At 34.7% G+C, this 21,812-nt stretch carries 24 protein-coding genes; 20 read left to right on the forward strand and 4 right to left on the reverse strand.

From position 1 onward, the window contains the following. The coding region (locus LY11_RS20675; RefSeq protein ID WP_170132738.1) for a helix-turn-helix domain-containing protein at positions 1-242 on the reverse strand (242 nt) is incomplete at its 3' end. Positions 243-1,573: 1,331 nt separating this feature from the next. Here LY11_RS20675 and LY11_RS20690 point away from each other — a divergent pair. Then, positions 1,574-1,810, forward strand: a complete 237-nt coding sequence (locus LY11_RS20690; RefSeq protein ID WP_211321617.1) for an HTH-like domain-containing protein — start codon at positions 1,574-1,576, stop codon at positions 1,808-1,810. A gap of 124 nt (positions 1,811-1,934) precedes the next feature. Here the strand turns inward: LY11_RS20690 and LY11_RS20695 are convergent, their stop codons facing one another. Together LY11_RS20695 and LY11_RS20700 are read right to left on the reverse strand one after the other, a co-directional pair. Then, positions 1,935-2,567, reverse strand: a complete 633-nt coding sequence (locus LY11_RS20695; protein ID WP_111635539.1) for a hypothetical protein — start codon at positions 2,565-2,567, stop codon at positions 1,935-1,937. Then, positions 2,564-2,893, reverse strand: coding sequence for a hypothetical protein (locus LY11_RS20700; protein ID WP_111635540.1), 330 nt, complete (start codon positions 2,891-2,893; stop codon positions 2,564-2,566). The genes LY11_RS20695 and LY11_RS20700 overlap by 4 nt, the downstream gene beginning before the upstream one ends. A gap of 155 nt (positions 2,894-3,048) precedes the next feature. On the opposite strand from LY11_RS20700, the gene LY11_RS20705 reads away from it, so the two are divergent. The 5 genes from LY11_RS20705 (at position 3,049) to LY11_RS20725 (ending at position 8,195) form a co-directional block, all read left to right on the forward strand. Beyond that, complete coding sequence (locus LY11_RS20705; protein WP_111635541.1) at positions 3,049-3,456, forward strand: terminase small subunit; 408 nt, start codon at positions 3,049-3,051, stop codon at positions 3,454-3,456. Continuing rightward, complete coding sequence (locus LY11_RS20710; RefSeq protein ID WP_111635542.1) at positions 3,457-4,773, forward strand: phage terminase large subunit; 1,317 nt, start codon at positions 3,457-3,459, stop codon at positions 4,771-4,773. A gap of 68 nt (positions 4,774-4,841) precedes the next feature. After that, positions 4,842-6,209 (forward strand): phage portal protein, encoded by a 1,368-nt coding sequence (locus LY11_RS20715; RefSeq protein WP_111635543.1) that lies wholly within the window; start codon positions 4,842-4,844, stop codon positions 6,207-6,209. Positions 6,210-6,267: 58 nt separating this feature from the next. Further along, positions 6,268-7,926, forward strand: a complete 1,659-nt coding sequence (locus tag LY11_RS20720) for a zinc-dependent peptidase (RefSeq protein ID WP_111635544.1) — start codon at positions 6,268-6,270, stop codon at positions 7,924-7,926. 17 nt (positions 7,927-7,943) lie between these two features. Next, complete coding sequence (locus LY11_RS20725; RefSeq protein WP_111635545.1) at positions 7,944-8,195, forward strand: hypothetical protein; 252 nt, start codon at positions 7,944-7,946, stop codon at positions 8,193-8,195. Here LY11_RS20725 and LY11_RS20730 read toward each other — a convergent pair. Next, positions 8,192-9,349, reverse strand: coding sequence for an AlbA family DNA-binding domain-containing protein (locus LY11_RS20730; RefSeq protein WP_111635546.1), 1,158 nt, complete (start codon positions 9,347-9,349; stop codon positions 8,192-8,194). The genes LY11_RS20725 and LY11_RS20730 overlap by 4 nt on opposite strands. 93 nt (positions 9,350-9,442) lie before the next feature. Here LY11_RS20730 and LY11_RS20735 point away from each other — a divergent pair, with 93 nt between their 5' ends. The 14 genes from LY11_RS20735 (at position 9,443) to LY11_RS20800 (ending at position 21,767) form a co-directional block, all read left to right on the forward strand. Then, complete coding sequence (locus tag LY11_RS20735) at positions 9,443-10,195, forward strand: HK97 family phage prohead protease (RefSeq protein ID WP_111635547.1); 753 nt, start codon at positions 9,443-9,445, stop codon at positions 10,193-10,195. Between the two features lie 17 nt (positions 10,196-10,212). Further along, positions 10,213-11,310: a phage major capsid protein gene (locus LY11_RS20740; RefSeq protein WP_111635548.1), complete on the forward strand. Its 1,098-nt coding sequence runs from the start codon at positions 10,213-10,215 to the stop codon at positions 11,308-11,310. 70 nt (positions 11,311-11,380) lie between these two features. Next, a complete protein-coding gene (locus LY11_RS20745; RefSeq protein ID WP_111635549.1) occupies positions 11,381-11,656 on the forward strand; it encodes a head-tail connector protein in 276 nt (91 codons plus the stop codon). Next, the gene (locus LY11_RS20750) at positions 11,656-12,024 is read left to right on the forward strand and encodes a phage head closure protein (protein WP_111635550.1); all 369 of its coding nucleotides are present in this window, start codon (positions 11,656-11,658) and stop codon (positions 12,022-12,024) included. The genes LY11_RS20745 and LY11_RS20750 overlap by 1 nt, the downstream gene beginning before the upstream one ends. Positions 12,025-12,028: 4 nt before the next feature. Next, positions 12,029-13,834 carry a phage tail protein gene (locus LY11_RS20755; protein WP_111635551.1) on the forward strand — a complete coding sequence of 602 codons (1,806 nt, stop codon included), beginning with the start codon at positions 12,029-12,031 and terminating at the stop codon, positions 13,832-13,834. Continuing rightward, positions 13,831-15,288, forward strand: a complete 1,458-nt coding sequence (locus LY11_RS20760; protein ID WP_111635552.1) for a hypothetical protein — start codon at positions 13,831-13,833, stop codon at positions 15,286-15,288. Before LY11_RS20755 ends, LY11_RS20760 begins: the two co-directional genes overlap by 4 nt. 387 nt (positions 15,289-15,675) lie before the next feature. Beyond that, entirely contained in the window at positions 15,676-16,110 is a 435-nt protein-coding gene (locus tag LY11_RS20765) for a hypothetical protein (protein WP_111635553.1), read from the forward strand. A 36-nt stretch (positions 16,111-16,146) separates the two neighbouring features. Further along, on the forward strand, positions 16,147-16,710 hold the full coding sequence (locus LY11_RS20770; protein WP_111635554.1) for a hypothetical protein: 564 nt from the start codon (positions 16,147-16,149) through the stop codon (positions 16,708-16,710). A 4-nt stretch (positions 16,711-16,714) separates the two neighbouring features. Beyond that, entirely contained in the window at positions 16,715-17,020 is a 306-nt protein-coding gene (locus LY11_RS20775) for a DUF1493 family protein (protein ID WP_170132739.1), read from the forward strand. Between the two features lie 63 nt (positions 17,021-17,083). Beyond that, positions 17,084-17,521 carry a hypothetical protein gene (locus LY11_RS20780; RefSeq protein WP_111635556.1) on the forward strand — a complete coding sequence of 146 codons (438 nt, stop codon included), beginning with the start codon at positions 17,084-17,086 and terminating at the stop codon, positions 17,519-17,521. Between the two features lie 2 nt (positions 17,522-17,523). Next, on the forward strand, positions 17,524-20,439 hold the full coding sequence (locus LY11_RS20785; RefSeq protein ID WP_111635557.1) for an HlyD family secretion protein: 2,916 nt from the start codon (positions 17,524-17,526) through the stop codon (positions 20,437-20,439). 229 nt (positions 20,440-20,668) lie between these two features. Beyond that, a complete protein-coding gene (locus LY11_RS20790) occupies positions 20,669-21,079 on the forward strand; it encodes a phage tail tube protein (RefSeq protein WP_111635558.1) in 411 nt (136 codons plus the stop codon). After that, positions 21,079-21,465 carry a hypothetical protein gene (locus LY11_RS20795; protein ID WP_111635559.1) on the forward strand — a complete coding sequence of 129 codons (387 nt, stop codon included), beginning with the start codon at positions 21,079-21,081 and terminating at the stop codon, positions 21,463-21,465. The genes LY11_RS20790 and LY11_RS20795 overlap by 1 nt, the downstream gene beginning before the upstream one ends. 20 nt (positions 21,466-21,485) lie before the next feature. Continuing rightward, positions 21,486-21,767 carry a hypothetical protein gene (locus tag LY11_RS20800; protein ID WP_111635560.1) on the forward strand — a complete coding sequence of 94 codons (282 nt, stop codon included), beginning with the start codon at positions 21,486-21,488 and terminating at the stop codon, positions 21,765-21,767. The last annotated feature ends 45 nt before the right edge of the window (positions 21,768-21,812 follow it).

A 21,812-nucleotide genomic window follows, 5' to 3' on the forward strand; every position in this document is an offset into this window, starting at 1 on the left:
ACCTCATCATTCAACCGCCGTTTTGAACGGTTGGCACTATTGTAAACTGAACCTGTCCGTAGATATTGGTTCAACAAAGAAGAGGGTTTATCCTGATCACTTAAGGGAGAAGACTTGAACAACTCATATTCTGCCAGTCGCTCCCGCACGGTTCTACGGTGAATATGGAGTTGCTTTGCTATTTTCCGCTGGCTGAGCCCTTCTCGATAATAGAGTAATATAATCTTATGATTTGTCTCCACTTCTAACATGAATTATGGTTCCTTTAGTTCATTCTAAAGGGACGATTTAATCCTTGCTAACTGGTACACTTTTCAACTGGATATTGGTACACTTTTCAATCGGTATATACAAATGCCGAGCTAAGACAGTACAAAAAGAAATATATGATTTGCCTTTAGGTTTAGCAACAAAAAAATACAAATGTTAATGGCAATACTTGGATCACTTATCATAGCGGTTGTGTTTATCGCAGCCATCATAAACTCAGAAAAATAAAAAATGGATATTAATAAAATAAGAAATATAAAGAATTTCATTAGACAATTACAGTTCAGCCAGCTAGATATAATCACAGATTTTATCCTGGCAAATGAATCAGCAACTATAACAGATTTGAGATCTAGCAGCAGAAAGAAATATGTCGTGAATATTAAGCGGAAAATAGCATTTGTAGCTCGTATATGTTACAATATTACAGGTGATACACTGGTTAGCTATCTAAATATTAGTAAGCCACAGGTGTCAGATTATTGCCATTCTGCATATGAAAAATGCAGGAATGATGACAGATATCTCCAAGAAATAAGAGAAATAATGGTGAAGCTAGTACATTATCACAATCATAACTTAAGACCAGTTATTTAATTGGAGCGAAAAAACAGATTTTAATAATGGGTGTGAATTTTTTATTATATTGGTAATATCTAATTAACCAAATATGTCTCTCATAATTACAATTCTACCGCTTTTTATTTTTATTATTTTGGCCATAATTGGCCAACGACTTTTGAAGTTTAAAGGTTATGAGGGATATTATAATTTTTTGCTTATACTTTCAATTACACCTCTTTTTTGGCTAATAGCTGGTTGTTTAACATCAAAAAACACAAAAAATAATACGGGGCTTGCTAGTGTTCTATCAATTATATTTGCGATTTTTTTGTTAGGAGTTTCTGTCTATATGAAAGGTCAAAGTAGAGGTATATAATTTTGATCGAAAGAGAAGTTTCACACTTCTCTCTTATTAAAGTGGATACTCAAAATTTGCTTTTGTTACATTAGTGTTTTTACTTCCTTTTTATGTTTTTTTTAGAAGAAACATTTAACAATCCAATATGGTATAGGGTGAAATATGGTGGCATAAAAAAAAAGTAAGAGCAAAACACAAGTACTTGGTCATAAGAAAAGCCAGGAGGCAATTGAAAAACTTGGTCAGAAACGAACTGATATAACAAAGGCACGTATCAGTTCAGCTCAAAAAAAGAGGTACCAATAAAATCTTAATGTCATTTAAATGTAATAGCTTTAATATTTTAGCTTATATCAAATAGCTAATAGCTACATTTGTTGTATGGAAAAATTAAATATTATGGATCAGAAAAATTTAGGTAAGGAATTGAAAGAAATGTATGACAATGCGCCTCGTGGTGAACAGGTTGCAATGATTCATTTATTTGGAATTAAGTATCCTAAAGAAATTAAAGAAGCTGGAGTGAAAAACGTGGTTATTGAGGCAGGAATCAGTTCCACCTATGTTACTGAAGTCTCAAAAGGAATGAGCTTATCCAAATATGTAAAACTCATTTGAGGCAAATAGTGATTCTTAAAATACATTATTATGAATTGTAGATAGGAGACATTTTAAGAACTGATCAGCAACTCTTTTTAAAATATTCTTTTTTTAGCCCTGCTCATTTGAGTAGGGTTTTTTATTAATCTTTTTTGTTTTTCTTGGTTTGCCGTTTAATATTTCTTTCAGTATCCATAACTGTTGTCCATACATTAGTCAATGTGTCTCGTCTTAAATTGTGTTTGTAATATGGAAATAATACTAGAGCAGAGTCAACAGTGGATATGCCTTTTATAAAAAAATGAAATCGATCTCCGTCACGGCTATAATCTGGTTTTATCTTGTAATTTTCCAAAACTATACCTAGTAAACCTTTATATATGAAGGTCGAATCACTATTGGAAATTGCCTTAACCTGTAGATTGGTGGAGTTTTTCTTGTACTGCTCACTGTAAAATTTCATTATTCTTAAAGAATCTTTATAAACTTCAGCATCAATAATCGCTTTATTAGTAATCTTTAATAACTCAGGTGTACTAATGGATTTTTTGCCAATTTTGAAATTACAATTTGAGACATATTTAGTAATTACTTTTGCATATTCTTTGGTCTTTTCTGCAAAAACAGAGTCGTTCTTTGTGATGTTTTTTGATAAACTGTCCTTTAGTTCGATCTGCCTTATAAGTCGGCTGTTTGATCTTTCTGAATTAAATAAAAGATATGTACTTATCAATAAACAAACAATCAAGAATACATTAAAAATTGCCTTTTTCATTTTTGTTTTTTTAATGTTTCCACCGTTGCTCTGATCTGATTTATATCATCATCATATTTTTTCATTTTGCCCTCACGACATTCATTTATGGCATTTTGGAGTTTTTCACCATATTCTTGCTTAAGCTCAATTTTTTCGATCTTAAATCCTTCACTATCGAAGTGCGAAGCAATTCCGTAACCGATGGCAATCAGACTAACAATTGATGCAAAAGCGGTAAAAGTAGTTTTCCAGGGATTAGCAAACCAGTCATTAAAAGGGTTTGCTGAGCTGGTTCTACTATCAATGCTTTGGAGTGTTGTCGAGCTTTGTGGAGTTTTAGCCATTAAGAAATAAAATATTTTGAAGATAATGATTTTCCCTTTAAAAATAATGAATTTTTAGCCTTAATCAATATATTATCATTCATATCTGAACATTCTTCGGTTCTTGATTGATTTTAATTGCCATCTGCCAACTATTTATCTGAAACATACATCAGATGGCAGCCAAAAGAGGGAACAACTATGCTGAAAAGTGGAACAAAACCACTGTAATAAAAGCATTAAATAAAATATACTTTCACGTCGAAGATAACAAGGTGGTTTACCTGGCTATTTCATTAGTTGATAGTGAGCTATATCCTGACATCTGGCAGTACTGGACAACTAAGTTCAAAGATGATGATGAAGTTATTCGAGCGATAAAAAGAATCGAAGCAAAAATTGAAGCTAATCTTTTGAGCCAGGCATTAACAAACAAAGTAAATGCTACTGTTGCCATTTTTGTATTGAAAAATAAATATAAATGGTCTGATAAGCAGGAGATAGACCATACCACAGGCGGTGATAAAATCACGTGGAATGAGGAGAAAACCTATGTAAAACCAGCTGGAAAGGATACTGAATAATTGAAATTTAGTATCAAACAAACAGAGGTTCTTGATATTCTTGAAGATAATATTCATAATGAAATTGTTTTCGGTGGTGGTGTTTCTGGTGGAAAATCGGTTGTAGGTTGTTACTGGATATTAAAGCAGTGTTACAAATACCCTGGATCAAGGCATCTCATAGGTAGGTCAATGCTTAGTAATTTACGTAATACCACCTTAAAGACATTTTTTGAGGTATGTAAACTTCAAGGTGTAATCAAAGGGGTTGATTTCAATTATAACCAGCAGACCAATACAATATTATTTACTAATGGTAGTGAAATCCTACTTAAAGACCTATTCCAAAAACCATCTGATTTTGAATTTGATGCACTTGGTGGTGTAGAAGTAACAAGCGTTCTGTGTGAGGAAATAGCCGAACTATCATTAAAAGCATGGCAGGTATTAAAGTCGAGAATTCGATATAAACTGGATGAATTTGGTTTGATACCAAAGATAATGGGAACGTGTAACCCTTCAAAGAATTGGGTATATGCGGATTATTATAAACCAAATCTTGATGGGACATTAGAGCCTTATAAAGCTTTTATTCAATCTCTAATAAGCGATAACCCATTTGTATCAAAAGAATATGTGAAGTCACTAAACCAAATGGATAATGCCTCAAAGCAAAGATTATTATTTGGGAATTGGGACTACGACAATGATCCATCTGCATTACTAACATATGATCAAATCCTGGATTTATTTAATAATTCTCACGTTTTATCCGATGTAAGTAAGAAAGCAATCACTGCTGATATAGCAATGGAAGGGGCTGATAAGATGGTATTAACCTACTGGCAGGGATTTGTTGCGGAGAAAATAAAAGTCATTCCAAAGACCACTGGTAAGGATGTCATAGATGCAATAGAATTAATGGCTAAAACCTACGGAGTGCCAAAGAGTAGGATAGTATTTGATGGTGATGGAGTTGGAAACTTCATTGGGTCAAAGGATGGTACAAGTGGATTTCTCCAGGGCGCAAAGTCATTTAAGAATGGATCAAAAGCACTTAACGATGAAAATTATAAGAATCTAAAGACTCAGTGCATTTATAAGTTTGCTCAAAGAGCATCTGAGGCGGGATACTGGATAAAGGATGTGAGATATAGAGATGAAATTGTACCAGAATTGGAGCAGCTTAAAAGAGCTAACAGTGATAACGATACTGGGAAATTAGAGGTGCTATGTAAGGAGAAGATTAAGCAGATCATAGGCCATAGCCCCGATTTTTCAGATTCTCTTATCATGCGTGAATTCTTAGAGCTTAAAAGAGCGGGCTTCTTTGTCTGACAGCTGACTATTTATATACATATAACCTGCATGGCAGGAATAAAACAATACGATGAACAATACAATTAATGGGATTTTTAGACCTCTTCTTTACTACTACACCAACAATAAAACCAGCAGATCCTTTTAAACAAAAGGCTTATAACCCAGCGGCAATGTATCCGATCTTGGGTAATACTGGAATCAACTGGCTTAATGATAATAGCCAGGCATATATTACAAATGGATATGCAGGTAATCCAGTGATCTACTCAATAATAAAACAGATTACGGATAAGATGTCAGCAGTGCCATTTTACCTCTATGAAATCCAGGGCACAAAGAAACTAAAACGATATAAATCATTTACCCTTAATAAGAATCTAATGAGTGCTGAAGCATTAATTGCTAAAGATCAGTCATTAAAAGAGGTTGACTCACATAAGATTATTGACCTGCTGGATCAGCCAAATGAATACCAACAATGGAGTGAATTTGTTAAAAATGTCATTGGATATAAACTGATCACGGGAAATTCATACATCTATGGCTCCAAGCCAGAAATTGGAATAAATATAGATAAGATTATAGGTTTATCAGTATTACCAGCACAGTTAATGAATATTGTAGCAACAGGTAACATTGTTGAATATTATAATTTAAGCGGTAATAACCAACGATTAGAGAAAGATTCAATTCTGCACCTAAAATACTGGAATCCTGATTTCAATAATAGCCTGCATCTGTATGGTCAAAGTCCGCTGAAAGCAGCTCAGAAAGTTATGCAGCTATCTAATACTGCATATGAGACACAAGCCTCAATTATACAGAATAAGGGTGCATATGGGATGTTATTTGATAAATCACAGTCTTTAGACGATACCCAAATGCAGCAATTGAAAGATAGGTTTATGAATGCAACAGCCAATGAGCTAATGATGGTATCAGCTGATCTTCAATTTACTCAATTTGGTCAAACAGCAGAAGATATGCAAATTGTGGAAAGCATGGGAATGAATCTTAGAGACCTATGTAATATCTATTCTTTTCCTTCATTGCTATTAGGCGATGATACACAGAAAACCTATTCCAATTATGAGCAGGCAGAAAAATCACTGATATACAATGTAGTTGTGCCTGAATTAACAACGCTAAGGGATTCGCTAAATAAATGGTTGTGTCCTGCTTATTCAAAAGCAGATGGAAAAAATTATTTCATTGATTTTGACATTACGGTACTACCTCAACTGGCAGCAGATATGGATAAGGTAGTAGCACAACTGGAAAAAATGTGGTGGACAACACCGAATGAAAAGAGATTGGCAACCAATTATGGAGAGGATACAAAGAATCCATTAATGAATGAGTACTTCATCCCTCAGAATCTAGTGCCTTTATCTGATACTTCAATTAGTCTTAATACTGATCCTAACCAAGATTTATCTGATTATCAATAGCAGATACTAAGCTCTTCAACCCCTTTAGACAGGGGTTTATTATTACCTCTTATTCCATTTGAATCCAAAAATATACTATAAGCAATACAATGACCTAATAAAAAAGCATGAACGTATTAGCTACAGGATTGCTTCAAAAGGGTTAGCAGATATCTATGCTAAAGCCAGCAAATTGTATGATAATGGTACGCCTGTTGAATTATTAGTAAAAGAATCCGATACACTGGATATTCTTAAGAAGATATATGATTCTGTAGGTATTGCAACTGCTGTATTTGTTGATTCAACATTTCCCAGGCAGAAATCATTAGGTGTAATCCTTGAAACAAAGGCAGCTAAAAAGCCAAAACCTTATGTAATTGACAATTCTGATAAAATCAATTATTGGAAACAGGAATTTCTTAGATATACTCAGTCTGCTGATTGCGCTAAAAAAGTAAGAGGTGTAACGGATACCACCAGGGATCAGATCAGAAAAATTATGTCTGATGCAGCAGAGACTGGTGCTAAACAGGTAGCTAAATCAATTCTTGGTTTAGGGGGAGAAATCTCTACCAAAAAAAGAGCTTTACTAATAGCCAGGACAGAGAATGCAGTTTCGAGCAATAAAGCAGCTGTATATGCAGCTCAGTCATCAGGTTTAGTGCTTTATAAGCAATGGATTGCCCGTAGTGGTGATGATAGGACTAGGGATGCTCATGCTGCAATGGTCGGATCGGAGCCAATTCCAATGGATGCTTTATTTACTGTTGGAGATCAAAAGATGCTTCATCCAGGAGACAGCTCAAATGGTGCAACTAGTAAGAATATATGCAATTGTAGATGTGTGGTAGCATTTATTCCAGCCAGTGAGGTTATATCTCATGCAATTGTATCTCAACAAGCAGAGCCAATAATCAACAAGCCACATCAGTTGGATATATTTGAAGCAGTAAAACCATTGAAAAAGGTGTTTACACCAGCTAAAAATCTGCTAGAGGCTGAAAAGTTTGTTACCGATAACAGTATAGCTAAAAACGTTGATTTTGTCTGGATCAAAGATATTGATGTAGCAAATCAAATTAACCAAACTCTGTTTGAATTGCAGGAAACATATGGAGTGAGGGAGTTGGACAGCCTAGGTCAAAATGTTAAAAGCAGAACAGCATATATGTCTGCCAATTTTCAGCGGTTATCAATCAACCATACAACGTTTAAGAATATGAATAATATCAGTACTACCTATGACAAATACGAGGCTGGTTATCAGGATATTCTGGATCGTAATATATTCATCGTTAAACGGAATATTGAAGCAGGCAGAAATCCTATGCAATGGAGGAAGAAACTTAAAGAGCTGGAAGAACAGAAGAAATATGCCAGATATACAGTACATTATGGTAAAGAATCGCTTACATCCGATACGCTAGTCCACGAATTTGCCCACATTTTGCATGATCAGCGTACAGGGGGCATAAATGGTACTAAAGCAATTAATAAAAAGATGCAAAACCCTGATGGTAGCCTTAGTGATCTGGCAAAAGAATTGAACAGAGAAAACTATAAAAACTATGTCAAAGCCAGAAGTAATGGGGATAAGTATAAAATATCAGCCTATGCAGCATCGAATGAGCATGAATTTTTTGCTGAAACTTTCACAATGTACCACCGCAAAGACGCAACGTTACCAAGTTACCTGGTTGAATATTTTGATCGATATTTGGCTTTAACCAAGTAAACTAACTATTTATAATTATGGAAGAAAATCAAGATACTAACACCCGATACTGCAATAAATGTCTTCATTTTGATGCAGATACCAAGTCATGCAGCGCTTTTCCTAATGGTATTCCTTCTGCATTGCTTGCTGGCAAGATTAAGCATTTATCTAAATTTCCTGAACAAACAGGAACTGAGGTGTTTGTTGATGCCAGGGAATATTGGATCAGTCAAGGGCTGGAATTGCATCCAATGGAAGGGGTTGATGACTTTATTATTGAGGATTAAACTACGTCAATAAATAATTCAAATTTTAATATTTCTTGATAATTTTCTGCGTGTAATGTTAGATTTAATTTAATAGATGTACCTATCATTTTATCATAAAAATAAAGTCTTATATCCGAAAGTAGTAATAATTGCGGAAGCTTGTGTTTAATATCATCAACATCAATAAATAATTTATTAGATCCGTCTGGAAGCTTGGAAATTTTAGGATAGTATCTTAAGTCATTATCTTTAGCTTTGCCGTACTCTTCCTTGGTCAAAACTCGAGGAACAATATGAAGACCTTCATATTGTGGAATGTCAATTATTAAAGTAGCATTTTTAAGGGGGAAATCCCCATTGTTTAGAATGCCGAAATTCAATTTATTACTAAGAATCTCACCTAATAAGTAGTAATCCTGATATCTATATGTAATAGTGACATTATTTTGTTGAGCTTTAAGAGTGTGTATAGCTCTTTTGCGGTCTTCATTTTGTCTGAGACCAGCATACTGACTATCTACGGCTTCGTTATCTTCATGATGGATTGCATCTTCCAATCGCATTATTGAATCCTGTATCCTTAACCATTCCTTTTTTGATGGTAGTTCAGGACTTCCGATAGATTTTAATTGTATTCTTGTATCTTCATTATCTTTAAAAAATATTTTGACTTTGCCTTGAAAGTTTGGTTTAGAGTCGAATTTCTTACTATAGATTTTTTCTAAATCTTCTAAACGCATATCAATATTGATATTACCTATTCTAATCTTCATAGAATCTTCTTTAAGTACCACTTTATTGGATGGGTCGTTTAATCGCTTTTTCATCGCATATGGCTTATTCTCTGGGTTCAGAATGGTTAGAATTACAATATTCTTATTTAGATATTGATGTTCAGTATAACTTATTTTTAATGAAGGTTTTATATTGTCAGTAATTGTTTGCTGAATTATTCCTGCATCATCGGCATTTTGTACATCGAAAATGGTAACTACATTTTGTACTTTCTCAATACCTATAATAATGAACTTATCCCCTTGATGTTCAGAATTTGCAAAAGATAGGACATCAATAACTAGTTTATGTTTTTTGATACTCTTATACTCTTCTCGTTTAAAATCTAAAAATTCTCCTTCCTGGTGGTATTTGATGAGTTCGTCGATAGTAGGCATATATCAAATATAAAATATTAACCGAATACTATTCTGTTATTCTCCTGATCAATTATCGATACTCCTGCTATTTATCTGAAAGTACCCAGATAAATGTCTAAAAAATTACTTCACAAATCTTTTGAATTTAATGATATAACAGTTGATACCGAAAGCAGAACCATATGTGGTTATGCCTCAGTTTTCAATGTTATTGATTCGGATGGTGATCTGATCACTCAGGGAGCGTTTTCAAAGTCTTTAAATGAAAATGGTGTAGATAGTCTGAAGCCTCGTATTGTTCACTTATATCAACATAACCCTGTACAACTTTTGGGCAGACCATCAGTTCTGAGAGAAGATAGCAAAGGTTTATATTTTGAGACCACTATAGCTGATACAGCCCTTGGAAATGAAGTACTGGAATTATATCGTAATGGAACAATAAAAGAACATTCAATAGGTTTCCAGACTGTAAAATCAAGCAATAAAGGCTCATACAATGAAATCTCTGAAGTAAAGCTGTTTGAATTCAGCTCTGTTACCTGGGGTGCAAATGAGCAGGCACAATTTACAGGCTTTAAATCTCAATTCACAAGTGATTCAATCATTGAGAACTGCGATAAAATGATAAAAATGTTGAAATCAGAAGTCACGAATGACACTATAGATCAACTCCAAATATTTCTGAATCAGGTTAAAACCACACACTTAAATCTTACCGAAAAATCAGTTACAGAGCAATCAGACCCGTTGCAAGACAGTCCAGATACTGATAACCCGATGGAGCTAGAGCCAGCGATTGAGGTTAAAAACAACGATGCAGAACTTATATCATCCTTCTTACAAGGATATAATAAAAAATAAGAATACCCAATCCAAAAATGGAATTAAACGAAAAAATGGAGCAATTAGGTGCTTCAATTAAAGAAGATTTAAACAAATCAAATATTGAATTAAAAAATGAAATCGCTGAATTAAAAACAGCTAATACAGAATTCCAAAATCATTTGGATCAATTGTCTGCAAAAAATGCAGTTATCGAAGCAAAAGGCTTGTCTTTTGCAGACGAGTTGAAAGCTAATTTTAATTCAACAAAACCAGAATTATTAGCTAAGGGATTCGAGTTCCAATTGAAAGCTGTTTTAAAGCCACAAGCTGATATTAACCCAGAATATAAGCCAGGTATCGTTGCAGCACCATCACGTAAAGTAAATGCACGTCAATTATTTGCTGTAGGTTCTACTGGTTCAGATGCTGTTAAATATGTGCGTGAAACAGGTTACACGAATGGTGCAGCTATCAAAGAAGAAGGTGTTGCAGCAGGTGAATCAAGCTTCTCAATTGCACAAGCTACTGCACTAGTAAAAACTATCTCTACATATATCGTTGTTTCAAAAGAAATGCTTGCAGACGTTGATGGTATCACAAGTTATTTGCAAAATCGTGTTCCAGCTAAAATGGCTGAAGCAGAAGATAATGAATTGTTTTTCGGTGTTGGTGATATCAAAGGTGTAGCAACTACAGCGGTACAGTTTACAGGTACAACCTTCGCAATGGGAACAGGTGCAACAATCAACCAGTATGATGTTTTAAGAGTGTCAGCGAATATGATCGCAAAAGCTAACTATTCTGCAACCGCAATCGCCATTAACCCAACAGATAAGACCAAATTAGAATTAGCGAAAGACTCAACAGGTAATTATATTTTTCCATATGGAAATCTATCAGTAGCTGGAATTCCAGTAGTTGAAACTAATGCTATTCCAGAAGGTAAATTCTTAGTAGGTGACTTCAGATTCGGTGCTGAGATCAAAGATCGTCAGGGTTTAACAATCTCTTATTACCCTTCGGATGCTGACAACGTTAAAAAAGGTTTAATCACCATTTTAGCTGAAGAAAGATTAGCATTACCAGTTTATCATCCAGGTGCGTTCGTAACGGGAGATTTTACTAGTGCAATGGTAGCATTGAAAAAATAGTCTTAGGACTCTTAACAAATACAGAAGGTGGTGGGGAAATCCACCACCTTTTTTTATACAATAATATATCATGATAACATTACCTCTGGCAAAGCAATACCTTAATATCCATCCTTCCAATACAACTGATGATGTAATGATCCAATTATTAATGGATGCAGCAATCATCCAGGCAACACAAATCACAGATGCTGACAATTCACTAATAGATTTAAGTTTACTTAAAGACGTTGCGACCAATTATATGCATCGCGAGAATTACCTGGATGTGGACAATGGTGGATTGATATTATCCAATACAACTGTTCAGATCATAAATAAGTATAGAAAGGTCATCATCTACTAATGAAGAATGCAGTAAAATATAATAAGCTAATTAAATTTTGGAAAGCTGACCAGATCAGTGATGGTCAAGGTGGTACTTATCCGTCATATACTTTCCTCTTTACAGACAATGCAAATATTATAGCCAAAACTGAAAAGAGAGGTTTACAGCAAGGGCAATTAGTTTTGGTAGGATATTTCCATATTTCAATCCGTTTTAGACAGGATATTGATATCGATAAATCAATGCTGATAAAATCAGGTAATCAGTATTACACCATTCATTCTATTATAAATGATCAGGATAGAGAATACCAGCTGGTATGCACAACATCCGATAATAATAAAGAGGTTTTCATGATTGAGAACCCCTATGAGAATTTTAAATAATTAAATGTCACAAGTAAATTTTATAGACAAATCACAAAATGTCCCATATGATCCTACAAAAATAAATGCCCAGGATTTAAACGAAATAAAAGTGTCTGTTAATTCCAAAGCAGATCAGACATCATTTGATGCTCTGAAAACTGTTGCGAAAACTGGATCATTTAATGATCTAATTGACAAACCTACAATAGGAGCTGGTAATGCAAGCATTGATGATGCTGTTATATCTCCTGAAAAAACATATAGTTCAACGAAAGTCGAAACGTTACTTATTGGAAAAGCAAGTAAAATAAATGGTCTAATACCAGAAGCAGAATTACCAGAAGTAGTTTTTAGTAATCTATCGGGTAGTGGCACAAGATCTGACCCTTACCTTTTTCAAGGAAATTCCACAGGATTAACAGTTGAGACGTTAACAGCCTTAATGCGATCATTACCGAACTGGGGAGCTGACAAGATATTCCAAGGTAATATGACCTGGATAGATGCGCCAACTGGTGGTGGTGAACAATTAGATAAGCTTAATACATCAACTTTAGTTGCAGGGATAATAGGTGGCGATATTGTTCCTTTATCGTGGAATTATGTCGCTAACGGGACTACATATACTATTCAACGCGATACTAATTTATCCTTCGCTAATGCGGTGCTAGTTTACTCTGGTTCAGCGAACTCAGTTATAGCAACTGGACTGTCTCCGCTCACTGACTATGTATTCAGATTAAGAGTTACGGGTACTGGATTTGCAGGTTCAAATTATTTTATCTTATCTGTGAAGACTGATGTTCAAGGAAAAGCTACACCAGCTGCACCTATTTTTAATGGTAACGACTCTGCTAATACATTAACATTAAGTCATCCATTGGGAAATTCTGAACTTTTAATTAGTGAAAACGGTGGCTCATTTATTCCTTATACTACTCAAATCAACGTAGGTAATGTAAATAGACCTTTCGGATATTGGGTTGGTAAGACAAGATCCAATGCAGATCGAAATGAATCACCTTTAGCAAGTTCACCTGCATTTACTGGTATAGTTTCAACTCCTGCTAAACCTACACTGCCAGTTAATAATAATTCAAGTTATTCATTCAGTTGGACTTACACAGCTGGTTACACAACTCCTAGTGCCTATGAAGGTACAAAAGATGGTGGAGCTACATTTGTTACACTAACCGCTAAACCTTGGAATATTGGTGCTGGTGATTACTCTTCTGGACAAATTGGAGTGAGGGTAAAGGCCGTAGACGGTATAAACAATGCTTCGCCTTGGTTATTTAATACAGTTGGATTTAGCCTACCATTAGTCTCTGTTGCACTGACTCAGTTAGTTAATGATGGGTATTGCGACATTATTGAAAATAATGTGGTAACAGTAAATGAACAAGGTCAATATGCCTATGTTTCTAGCCCTTTAACACTTCCAATTGGAGGTGCAGGATTTATAATGATGGATCTAAATGAGCCTGATGGGGTACAAACTATGTCTATTGGTTTTCAAACTAGCTCTCAGTTGGCTAATGCACCTAGTTATGAAATGTATAGTGGTTCTAATGGAGATCATAAATTTCTAGCTCACAATGGCAATACATATGCGGGAAGTCCGATATTACCAAGAAGTGCTAATACTAAAGGTAGGATTAGAGCAAATGGTACGATAATTTATTTTGAGTATAGTACTGACGCAGGTGTGTCTTGGACTTCGCTAACCAACGTTCCACAGCCCCAATCTGTTTTGTATATCAGAGCTGTAAGTGGTTCACAAGGCTTTGTATTACAGAATCTACAGTATTCAGGAGGTTTTGTATGATCGGTATAAAAGGTAGAAGAATAGTCAATTCAGGTGGGAGTGTTCCACCTGTTGGCTTGGACGTAATAACTATAGAAGTTGTATTTGCTAATACACCTGTATCACCATCATTTCAATTCGCTGATATGAAATATAATAAGCGTGCTGGAATGATTTTAGTTAAAGATGATGGTGCTACTGATGATAATGATGTTTTTGCTGTATGCCACGGTGGGATAACAGCTTCTAATGGTAACATTTATCCAGGATATCGTTACACAGATGGTTGTGGTAATCCTGTAGAATATCATTACACCTTTGCAATTAACGATGCGATTGTTAGAGGTGATTTAAATCCTGGAGCAACCACTTGGGAAAATTATAAGGCAATGTTTCCTTATGATTACAGACTTTCTAACCATAGCTATGCTCACGGAGGAGGAGCAAAAGGATATGATAAGTATTATCAGATCCGACAGAATGAAATAAGTATCTATAATAATTCTGGTGGATTAAGAACAAGAACATTTGTAATACCGACAGCTGATGAGGGGTATTCATATCTAGCACCATACCTTGGTTATAAATTGATTGGGAGCACATTTGGTAGTGAATCTGTTGCTGACGACAACGGTAATCTGGTGCAATATAGTTCTGCTATAGATGTGAAAACTATTAATAAAGCAAGAATAGATAGGTTCTTATTTTCAAGAGCTTTTGCAGCAAACTGGAACGAAGAAGATTTATATGGGTTAAAGGATTTGGTAAACAGGGTTATAACTGATAGTCTTTCTGGTTCAAAAAAAGTAATGGGACATATGTTCAGCCATCAAATTACTGATGGAAATGAAAGCCTTGATACCTTTGTTGAATTTATGAAATACATACAAGAGCATCCAGGTAATCAAGATAGTATGTGGATACCAAATATGTCTGAATTTGCTGAATATTATGAGACTAAGTTAAATGTTGGGAAAACGACTGTTATTGAAGGGAATAAGATGATAATAACATTGGATCTTTCTTCTTTACCAAAGGAAATGGAATATAGAGATATGTCGCTAGTTATAAATGGTGGATTAATTCAACAGGTCAATATCGTTGGTGCAGATAGTTATTCAGCTAATTATCCAACAGGATTAATAAATGTTTTCAACAGGAATAAAAATATTAAAGATCCAAAATTTGATGTTAGTCTACCTCAGATTTTAACAGCAACTGCTTCTGGTAATAGTATTAAATTAACATATGATCGAGGAATAACTCAAACCTTATTTTCTAACGAAGTTGGTAAGGCATATAGTGTCATTAGTAATACTGTTTTATCTGTTACTGGTAGCGGCTCACAATGGGTAATTAATTGTCAAAAACCTGTTCAACAAGTTCAAACCTTTGATTACCGAATGCAACGTGGTAATGCTACAGACAATATTGGTTTAAAGGTTCCAACTTATATTGGGTATCCAATATCTTGATTGTAAGTTGATTATGTCAAGTAGTTAAACTGTTCATTTTTTTCATTTATAGTATTACACATTTTATTTCAAATATTTATAGGATTTATGTCACCGTTAGTCGTCTCTTTTCCACCGCTGTTGATAAGAACTTGCTAAAATTAATAGTAAGCATTTTATATTTGTATAGTTATATCAAATTATAACAACACACATATGTCGAAATCAGCGAGAAGTGCAAAAACAGGAAAATTTGTAACTATTAAGTACGCTAAAAGTCATCCCAACACAACTGTTGTGGAGACCAGTAAAAAGTCGAAATAAAAGTTTAAAACTGTTTTTATGAAAAATCAATGACTGCCCCTTGGAAACGAGGGGCTTTATTGTTTCTGCTCACTATTTATAGTTATGGCAGATAAATTCAACATACGAGTAGAGGGACTCGATACTACCCTTAATAAGCTGGCTAAATTAGCCCAGCAGAATAAAACTGAAGCTAAACAGGCTATCACTGAAACAGCAATCAACATTGAGAGAAAGGCAAAGCAAAATCTTGCTGCATTACCATTTAAAGATTCAGTAGGCGGAATTGCTCAGTCAGGTTACATCTTATATGATGGTGATGGATATGGAGGTGAGGTCGGGTTTAATAAATTCACAAGTCCATATATTGAATATGGTACTGGAAATCAGGTTGTTGTGCCTATTGGCTGGGAGGATTTTGCATTGCAGTTCAAAAAAGGTGATGGAGTAAATATTAAACCAATGCCTTATTTTCATCCAGCAATCAATTCTGAGTTGGAAAATTTAAAAAGGAATTTAAAAAATAGTATGAAACCTTAGCGTATATTTATTGTTGTTAAGGTAAATATTTTTCATATGTCAGACTATTTTTTTGAAATGCAATTGCTTAAATCAATTGAAAAGGCAAGGAAAAATGCGGAATTCAAATTGAAGTACAGTACAATGCATCCAGAAATTGTGCTCAAAAATACGTTAAATGAAGAATTTCATACACTGAATTTTTTCAATGAAAGAAGACTTATCAATCCCACACATACCTATATTAATGAGATTAAATTAGTTAAAGTTGTTGATACAGTCGATAAACACAACTATTCTACATCCATATATGGTACTTCAATGGTTGCATTGGGATTGCCTATTATAAAAAAGAGATTTGTGACACCTGGCGCAAGTCGAGCCACATCCATAGCATCAAAATACCTTTCCAAACTTTTCCCACAAACTTTAGGTAAGGGGGTGCGAATATTAGGTACCAACGTCTTAGGCAGGGCATTGGGTAGGGCGGTTCCCTACGTAGGTTGGGGGCTGGTTGCTATTGATGCAGTCGAATTAATTATTGAAATTAATGAAAGCAAACATCATGATAAGTTTGGTGGTGGTTCTTTCGGTGGTGGTGGTTATAGTAGTAAATGGTAATATTATGGATAACACTGAACTATATAAATTTCTTGAAAAGTATACTAGTAAAAATCATGATGATTCAATGCTGAATAATAGTCTGTCAGACGATTATGGCATTTATGGGGATGATGCAGATGATCTAATTTTGGATTTTTCAAAGAAGTTCAATGTGGATGTTTCTGAATTCCAAATAGAAGATTATTTCGGAGGTGAGGGGGATGTCATATTTAAGTTTTTCGCTAATTTATTTAATAAACAAAAGCCCAAAAAAATATTAACAATCAACGATCTCAGGTTAGCAATTATATCAGGTAGGCTTGTTTAATTAATCGAATAATATTCGGTTAAATATCCAGTAAAACAGCAGTTCTGATGCTATTTATGGGATATGACCGATTTCGCTAAAGACCCTACTAACACATACCGAAAGGCTTATTTTGATAAGCTCAATAATCATATCTCTATTCTTGCAGGTAAATTTATAACTGTATTTGATAGGGTAGCTGATGATGCGGTTGCTCCATTCATTATATTATCTAATGTCACTTTAGCCCCTGTACTGAATTCAGATTGCTTTCTGTTTAATGCGACAATCGTCATAGATATTGTAACTCGTTTCAATTCAGGCGGGGGTAATAAGTTATCCAATGAGATAGCAAATCAGATTTTCCAGAAAATCTTAACTAGGGGTACGTTCTATCAGGATACTGAATGGAATATTTATACAACTTCATTAGCGGATACAAGAACAATTGAATCAGCAAGTACAGACGGTTATGTTATAAGAAAGCTAATCACTTTCAAAAACTCAATTCAACAATTGTAATCATGCAGAGAAATGTAATTACAGGAAGTGAGTTTGTGCTTTATGATATCAATCAGCAACCAGTTGCATATAGTAAGAATTGTGCGTTATCACTGAAACAAAGCCTTATAGATATTTCTACTAAGGATTCTGATTCTTGGAATGATTCAATGGCAGGTAACAGAGACTGGAATATCTCATTTGATGGACTGGTATCGTATAATGATGGGTTTGATGTAGGATTTTTTACTGATAAAATGTTATCTGGTGAACCGTTCTTTATCAAATTCGGTGTTATACAGGCTAACTTTGATTATAGCTATTGGGGTGAGACTGTAATTGAATCAATAAGTCTAAACTCTAAACTTAATGATGTCTGCTCATATGAAGGTAAGCTAGTTGGAGTTGGAGATCTAAAGTCTACCAATGTGGGTTCACCTGAGCAAAATGGATATTTAAAAGTTGAATCAGACCCTATCTTTCGTGGTTCACCTGCATTTTCTATAACAAACCAGAATAAAATAAATTGGAATGAAGCAAATTCAAAGATTATACAATCAAATGAGTTTAGCACATCAGACAATCGGGTTACTTTAACAACCATTCTCAAAGACGGATCAAAATACACCAGTGGTTTCAATTACAATTTAACGAGTTATTATAACAAGAATCAAACTGATACTAAGATAGCAACTGCTCAGGAAGCAGCAGATACAGCGAATCAGCTATTACTTGATATTGCAGCTGATTATAAATTATCGGCAGGTGAGAAGCCAAACGTATTAAAGGAGTGGCAGATCATAAGCGATGAAAAGCCAAAACTAGAGGAACAGGCAATCACCTATGGTGTTGAAATATTGGATTATGATATTTCATTTACCGAGCTGGATATCTATTTGAAGCCTCTTTTAGTGGATCTTAGTATTACCAGTGATATTGTGCCTGTTCAATTTAGATCATTTTTTAGGAAATATTACGATCAAAAAATACTGCTATTAAAGGCTATTTCCGAAGCAACCAAAAGTTATGTAGACAATATTCAGTTTGGTTTAAGAAATTACTTCATCAATGGAGACAGATCTAAATTTATAAATTCTGTAGTTCCAGAATTGTTGCAGGAAGGAAATTTCCTGTTAAATAGCGAATTTGCCATTTCATTTTTAGCTAAATCTACATCCAATACATTGTTGACGCTATATTTCGAAGGTAGATCAGGTGTAGAGTTTATTATTGACGAGGAATGGAGAAGATATTCTGGTGTATTCAAAACTGGTGATTCTTCTAAATTATTTTCATTTATACCAATTTCTGTTACAAGTGATCAATCATTTCCTTATTCAATGCCTGTCAATTTGAATTATGGTATTGAAATGAAGGATATAATGATTGTTGCTGGTAATAAGCCAATCGATTTTACTCATGCACCAGAGGATTTTTACGATTTAATATCAAGTGCAAAACACGAAGCTATATTGGTGTCAAATGACTATGCTGAAGCCCAAAAAAAATTAGCGATAACTACTGCTAATGCTTACGCTGATGGTAAGATAACAGACGTTGAGCAGATTCAAATTGACCTTGCTAACCAAAATTTGGTCGCTATTAAAGCTTATAGTGATTCACAAGACCTGTACAGTAGGACAATAGCAGCAGCTTATGCAGATGGTAAAATAACCGCAGAAGAGCAAAAAAGAATTAATGCCGTACAATCTTCATTAGATGCATCAAAGGCTTATGCTGAGGCGCAAAAGCAATTAGCAGTTGTCACTTCTAATGCATTTGCAGATGGTATTGTAACTGCTGAGGAAGCCAGGGCTATTGCTGATGCGCAGCTCAAACTAGCAACAGCTAAAGCATATGCAGAAGCACAGGCCGCTAAAGTAAGGGGCGAATTAATTGTAATTATTGATAATAGCATTGCTGTGTCTACTGCTAATTTAATTGCCAAATATACTGCTGCAATCAATGTAGCTAATACAGCAGCGTTAAATTCTGCTCAGGCAGATGCAACAAATAAAGCTGATGCAGCAAAAGCAGCAAGTATTCTTTCAGCCAAAACATATACGAATGCACAAGCAGCTTATGAAAGAGAGGTAGCAATTGCGAACGCAGATGGAAAGATTACTCAGGAAGAACGGGCCAGAATATTCCAGGCTCAGAACAATTTAGAGGCAGCTAAGGCGGATGCAACAAATAAAGCTAATGCAGCAGCTGCATATGGACAGGCTGCAACAGATCTTCACAATGCACTTGTCGGTAATTTAAGGGATTTAGCCTATCAGGATGTTGTAGAAGTAGGGAAATTAGGTACAACAATCGTATCTGGTGGCTACATAAAGGGGACATTATTGGATGTAGAATATATCAAAGCATCAATTATTAACGCTGAATATATTAATGCTTTAGTGACAACATCCAACACTTTACAGACTTCTGCATCAGGTAAGCGTATTGTAATTTCTGGACTTAACAACAATATGATCTTCTATGATCAGGACAATCACGAATCACTGAGGATCGATTCTAACATTGATTCTGGGCAAGCTGGTAATCCGCTTGGTGGAATAAAGATGAATACTCCAGCTGGTGATACAGCTTATTGTTCAGGCAATGGATTCTTTGCTAATGGATCTGGAATGCAGTTCCTTTCTTCAACTGTTGGTGTTGCCACCAATGCTTCAGTTGTAGGATTATTACGTTATCGTAATAATGATTCTAGCGGAATAAGTGCTGCTGTTGTTGGAGTAGATCAAAGCACAGGAGGAAGTAGTAAATCGTATGCAGGTTACTTTAATGGAAAGGTTAAAATAACAAATGGTATTGAAGTCAGTACTGGACAAGAAGGAATTAATGCAACCCAAGATATAAGGGTAGGAGGTGATGCCTTTTATCGAATGACTTGGGTTAATGGTTTATTAGTTTCCTCAACAAGAAATTAAAAAGGGGAAAAAGTAAATCTGAATCCCCAATTTTAGGTGTGTTTTGTTAATACTTAAATATACTAATTATAAACTCTTATTCTTAATTGTGTAAGAGTTTTTTTTATGATTAAAAATTAATAGCAAAATACATTTCTGTTTTATCAGCCTTTGTGCACTCCATTTCGAGCTATTTATCTGAAATGACCTCATCAAAAGAGGATTAAAATTCAAATAAATACAAAAAAATATGAGTGCACCAATACTATTCAATGGATCTGATCTATTATTCTTCATCGGGGAGTTACCGATAGCAATGAGCAGATCATGCTCAATTAGCCTAAATGCAACACTTGTTGATGTCACGACTAAAGATTCAGGTAGTTGGGGAGAGAGTATGCCAACCTCAAAGAAATGGACAGGAAGCTGTTCAGGCCTTGTAGTATGGAATGAAAACTTAGTGAAATTTACAGATGCTTTTATTAATAAAGAAATGCTTGCAGTATCATTTAAACAGCGTGTTGGAGAAGCTGGTGATATGATTTACAGTGGTAATTGCTTCTTAGAATCAATTGAAATTTCAGCTGAACAAGATGCTGCGGTAACATTTACTATTAAAATGACTGGCACAGGAGCACTAGCTAAAACTATTAAAGCATAATGAAAGGATTATTAAATATTGAAGTCAATGGCCAAAAGATCATTGCTCTGTTTGGAATGTTCGCTATTAAGCTTTTAACTGAGAAAAGGAAAATCACAATGAACGAGATCGGTGATCTATTCAATGGGGTAGAAGACGATGCAATAAAAGCATTTGATCTAATGGTAGATCTTCTATGGTCTGGAATTATGAATCATAATCTAGTTAACGGTATTGAAGAAGCGGTCAACTATCACAAATTATATAATGATTTTGGATCAGTGCCAGAAACCAAGTATAAGGACATTTTTGATAAGTTCTTAGAAACACAGATTTCTGGTAAAGCTTTATCAGGAAGCAATGATGATATGGACAAAGAAGCAACAACTCCTGCTAAAAAAAAGTAGAGTTTGTTGATCTGCTTGGGATGGCAGTAGGTGAAATTGGAATGAGTTTAAAAGATTTTTATTCAATCACTTACATAGAATACCATTACATCTGTAAAAGTTATATGGCTAAAGATGAACGTGAGTGGCTGAGAACGAGATTGCATGCAAGTTTAATGATCAATCTTCAAATGCCAAAAGATCAACATATCAAGCCAGAGGACTTATTTAGTTTACCATCAGATAAAATTATAAAGGAAAAAAAAGACCTTCCAACTCTAGAAGAAATGCTGAAAGCAGCAGAAAGATACCGAAAGGAATAACAGGTTTAAGACCTGATTGAAGCCCCTTAACCTTAAAAAGATAAG

Source organism: Pedobacter cryoconitis, from assembly GCF_003259615.1.
Lineage (GTDB): Bacteria > Bacteroidota > Bacteroidia > Sphingobacteriales > Sphingobacteriaceae > Pedobacter > Pedobacter cryoconitis.

Excerpts from the sequence above, each read along its gene's own strand:
- LY11_RS20690 (WP_211321617.1), top strand. The coding sequence starts at position 1,574 with ATGGAAAAATTAAATATTATGGATCAGAAAAATTTAGGTAAGGAATTG.
- LY11_RS20695 (WP_111635539.1), bottom strand. The coding sequence starts at position 2,567 with ATGAAAAAGGCAATTTTTAATGTATTCTTGATTGTTTGTTTATTGATA.
- LY11_RS20700 (WP_111635540.1), bottom strand. The coding sequence starts at position 2,893 with ATGGCTAAAACTCCACAAAGCTCGACAACACTCCAAAGCATTGATAGT.
- LY11_RS20705 (WP_111635541.1), top strand. The coding sequence starts at position 3,049 with ATGGCAGCCAAAAGAGGGAACAACTATGCTGAAAAGTGGAACAAAACC.
- LY11_RS20715 (WP_111635543.1), top strand. The coding sequence starts at position 4,842 with ATGGGATTTTTAGACCTCTTCTTTACTACTACACCAACAATAAAACCA.
- LY11_RS20725 (WP_111635545.1), top strand. The coding sequence starts at position 7,944 with ATGGAAGAAAATCAAGATACTAACACCCGATACTGCAATAAATGTCTT.
- LY11_RS20730 (WP_111635546.1), bottom strand. The coding sequence starts at position 9,349 with ATGCCTACTATCGACGAACTCATCAAATACCACCAGGAAGGAGAATTT.
- LY11_RS20735 (WP_111635547.1), top strand. The coding sequence starts at position 9,443 with ATGTCTAAAAAATTACTTCACAAATCTTTTGAATTTAATGATATAACA.
- LY11_RS20740 (WP_111635548.1), top strand. The coding sequence starts at position 10,213 with ATGGAATTAAACGAAAAAATGGAGCAATTAGGTGCTTCAATTAAAGAA.
- LY11_RS20745 (WP_111635549.1), top strand. The coding sequence starts at position 11,381 with ATGATAACATTACCTCTGGCAAAGCAATACCTTAATATCCATCCTTCC.
- LY11_RS20750 (WP_111635550.1), top strand. The coding sequence starts at position 11,656 with ATGAAGAATGCAGTAAAATATAATAAGCTAATTAAATTTTGGAAAGCT.
- LY11_RS20755 (WP_111635551.1), top strand. The coding sequence starts at position 12,029 with ATGTCACAAGTAAATTTTATAGACAAATCACAAAATGTCCCATATGAT.
- LY11_RS20760 (WP_111635552.1), top strand. The coding sequence starts at position 13,831 with ATGATCGGTATAAAAGGTAGAAGAATAGTCAATTCAGGTGGGAGTGTT.
- LY11_RS20765 (WP_111635553.1), top strand. The coding sequence starts at position 15,676 with ATGGCAGATAAATTCAACATACGAGTAGAGGGACTCGATACTACCCTT.
- LY11_RS20770 (WP_111635554.1), top strand. The coding sequence starts at position 16,147 with ATGTCAGACTATTTTTTTGAAATGCAATTGCTTAAATCAATTGAAAAG.
- LY11_RS20775 (WP_170132739.1), top strand. The coding sequence starts at position 16,715 with ATGGATAACACTGAACTATATAAATTTCTTGAAAAGTATACTAGTAAA.
- LY11_RS20780 (WP_111635556.1), top strand. The coding sequence starts at position 17,084 with ATGACCGATTTCGCTAAAGACCCTACTAACACATACCGAAAGGCTTAT.
- LY11_RS20785 (WP_111635557.1), top strand. The coding sequence starts at position 17,524 with ATGCAGAGAAATGTAATTACAGGAAGTGAGTTTGTGCTTTATGATATC.
- LY11_RS20790 (WP_111635558.1), top strand. The coding sequence starts at position 20,669 with ATGAGTGCACCAATACTATTCAATGGATCTGATCTATTATTCTTCATC.
- LY11_RS20795 (WP_111635559.1), top strand. The coding sequence starts at position 21,079 with ATGAAAGGATTATTAAATATTGAAGTCAATGGCCAAAAGATCATTGCT.
- LY11_RS20800 (WP_111635560.1), top strand. The coding sequence starts at position 21,486 with ATGGCAGTAGGTGAAATTGGAATGAGTTTAAAAGATTTTTATTCAATC.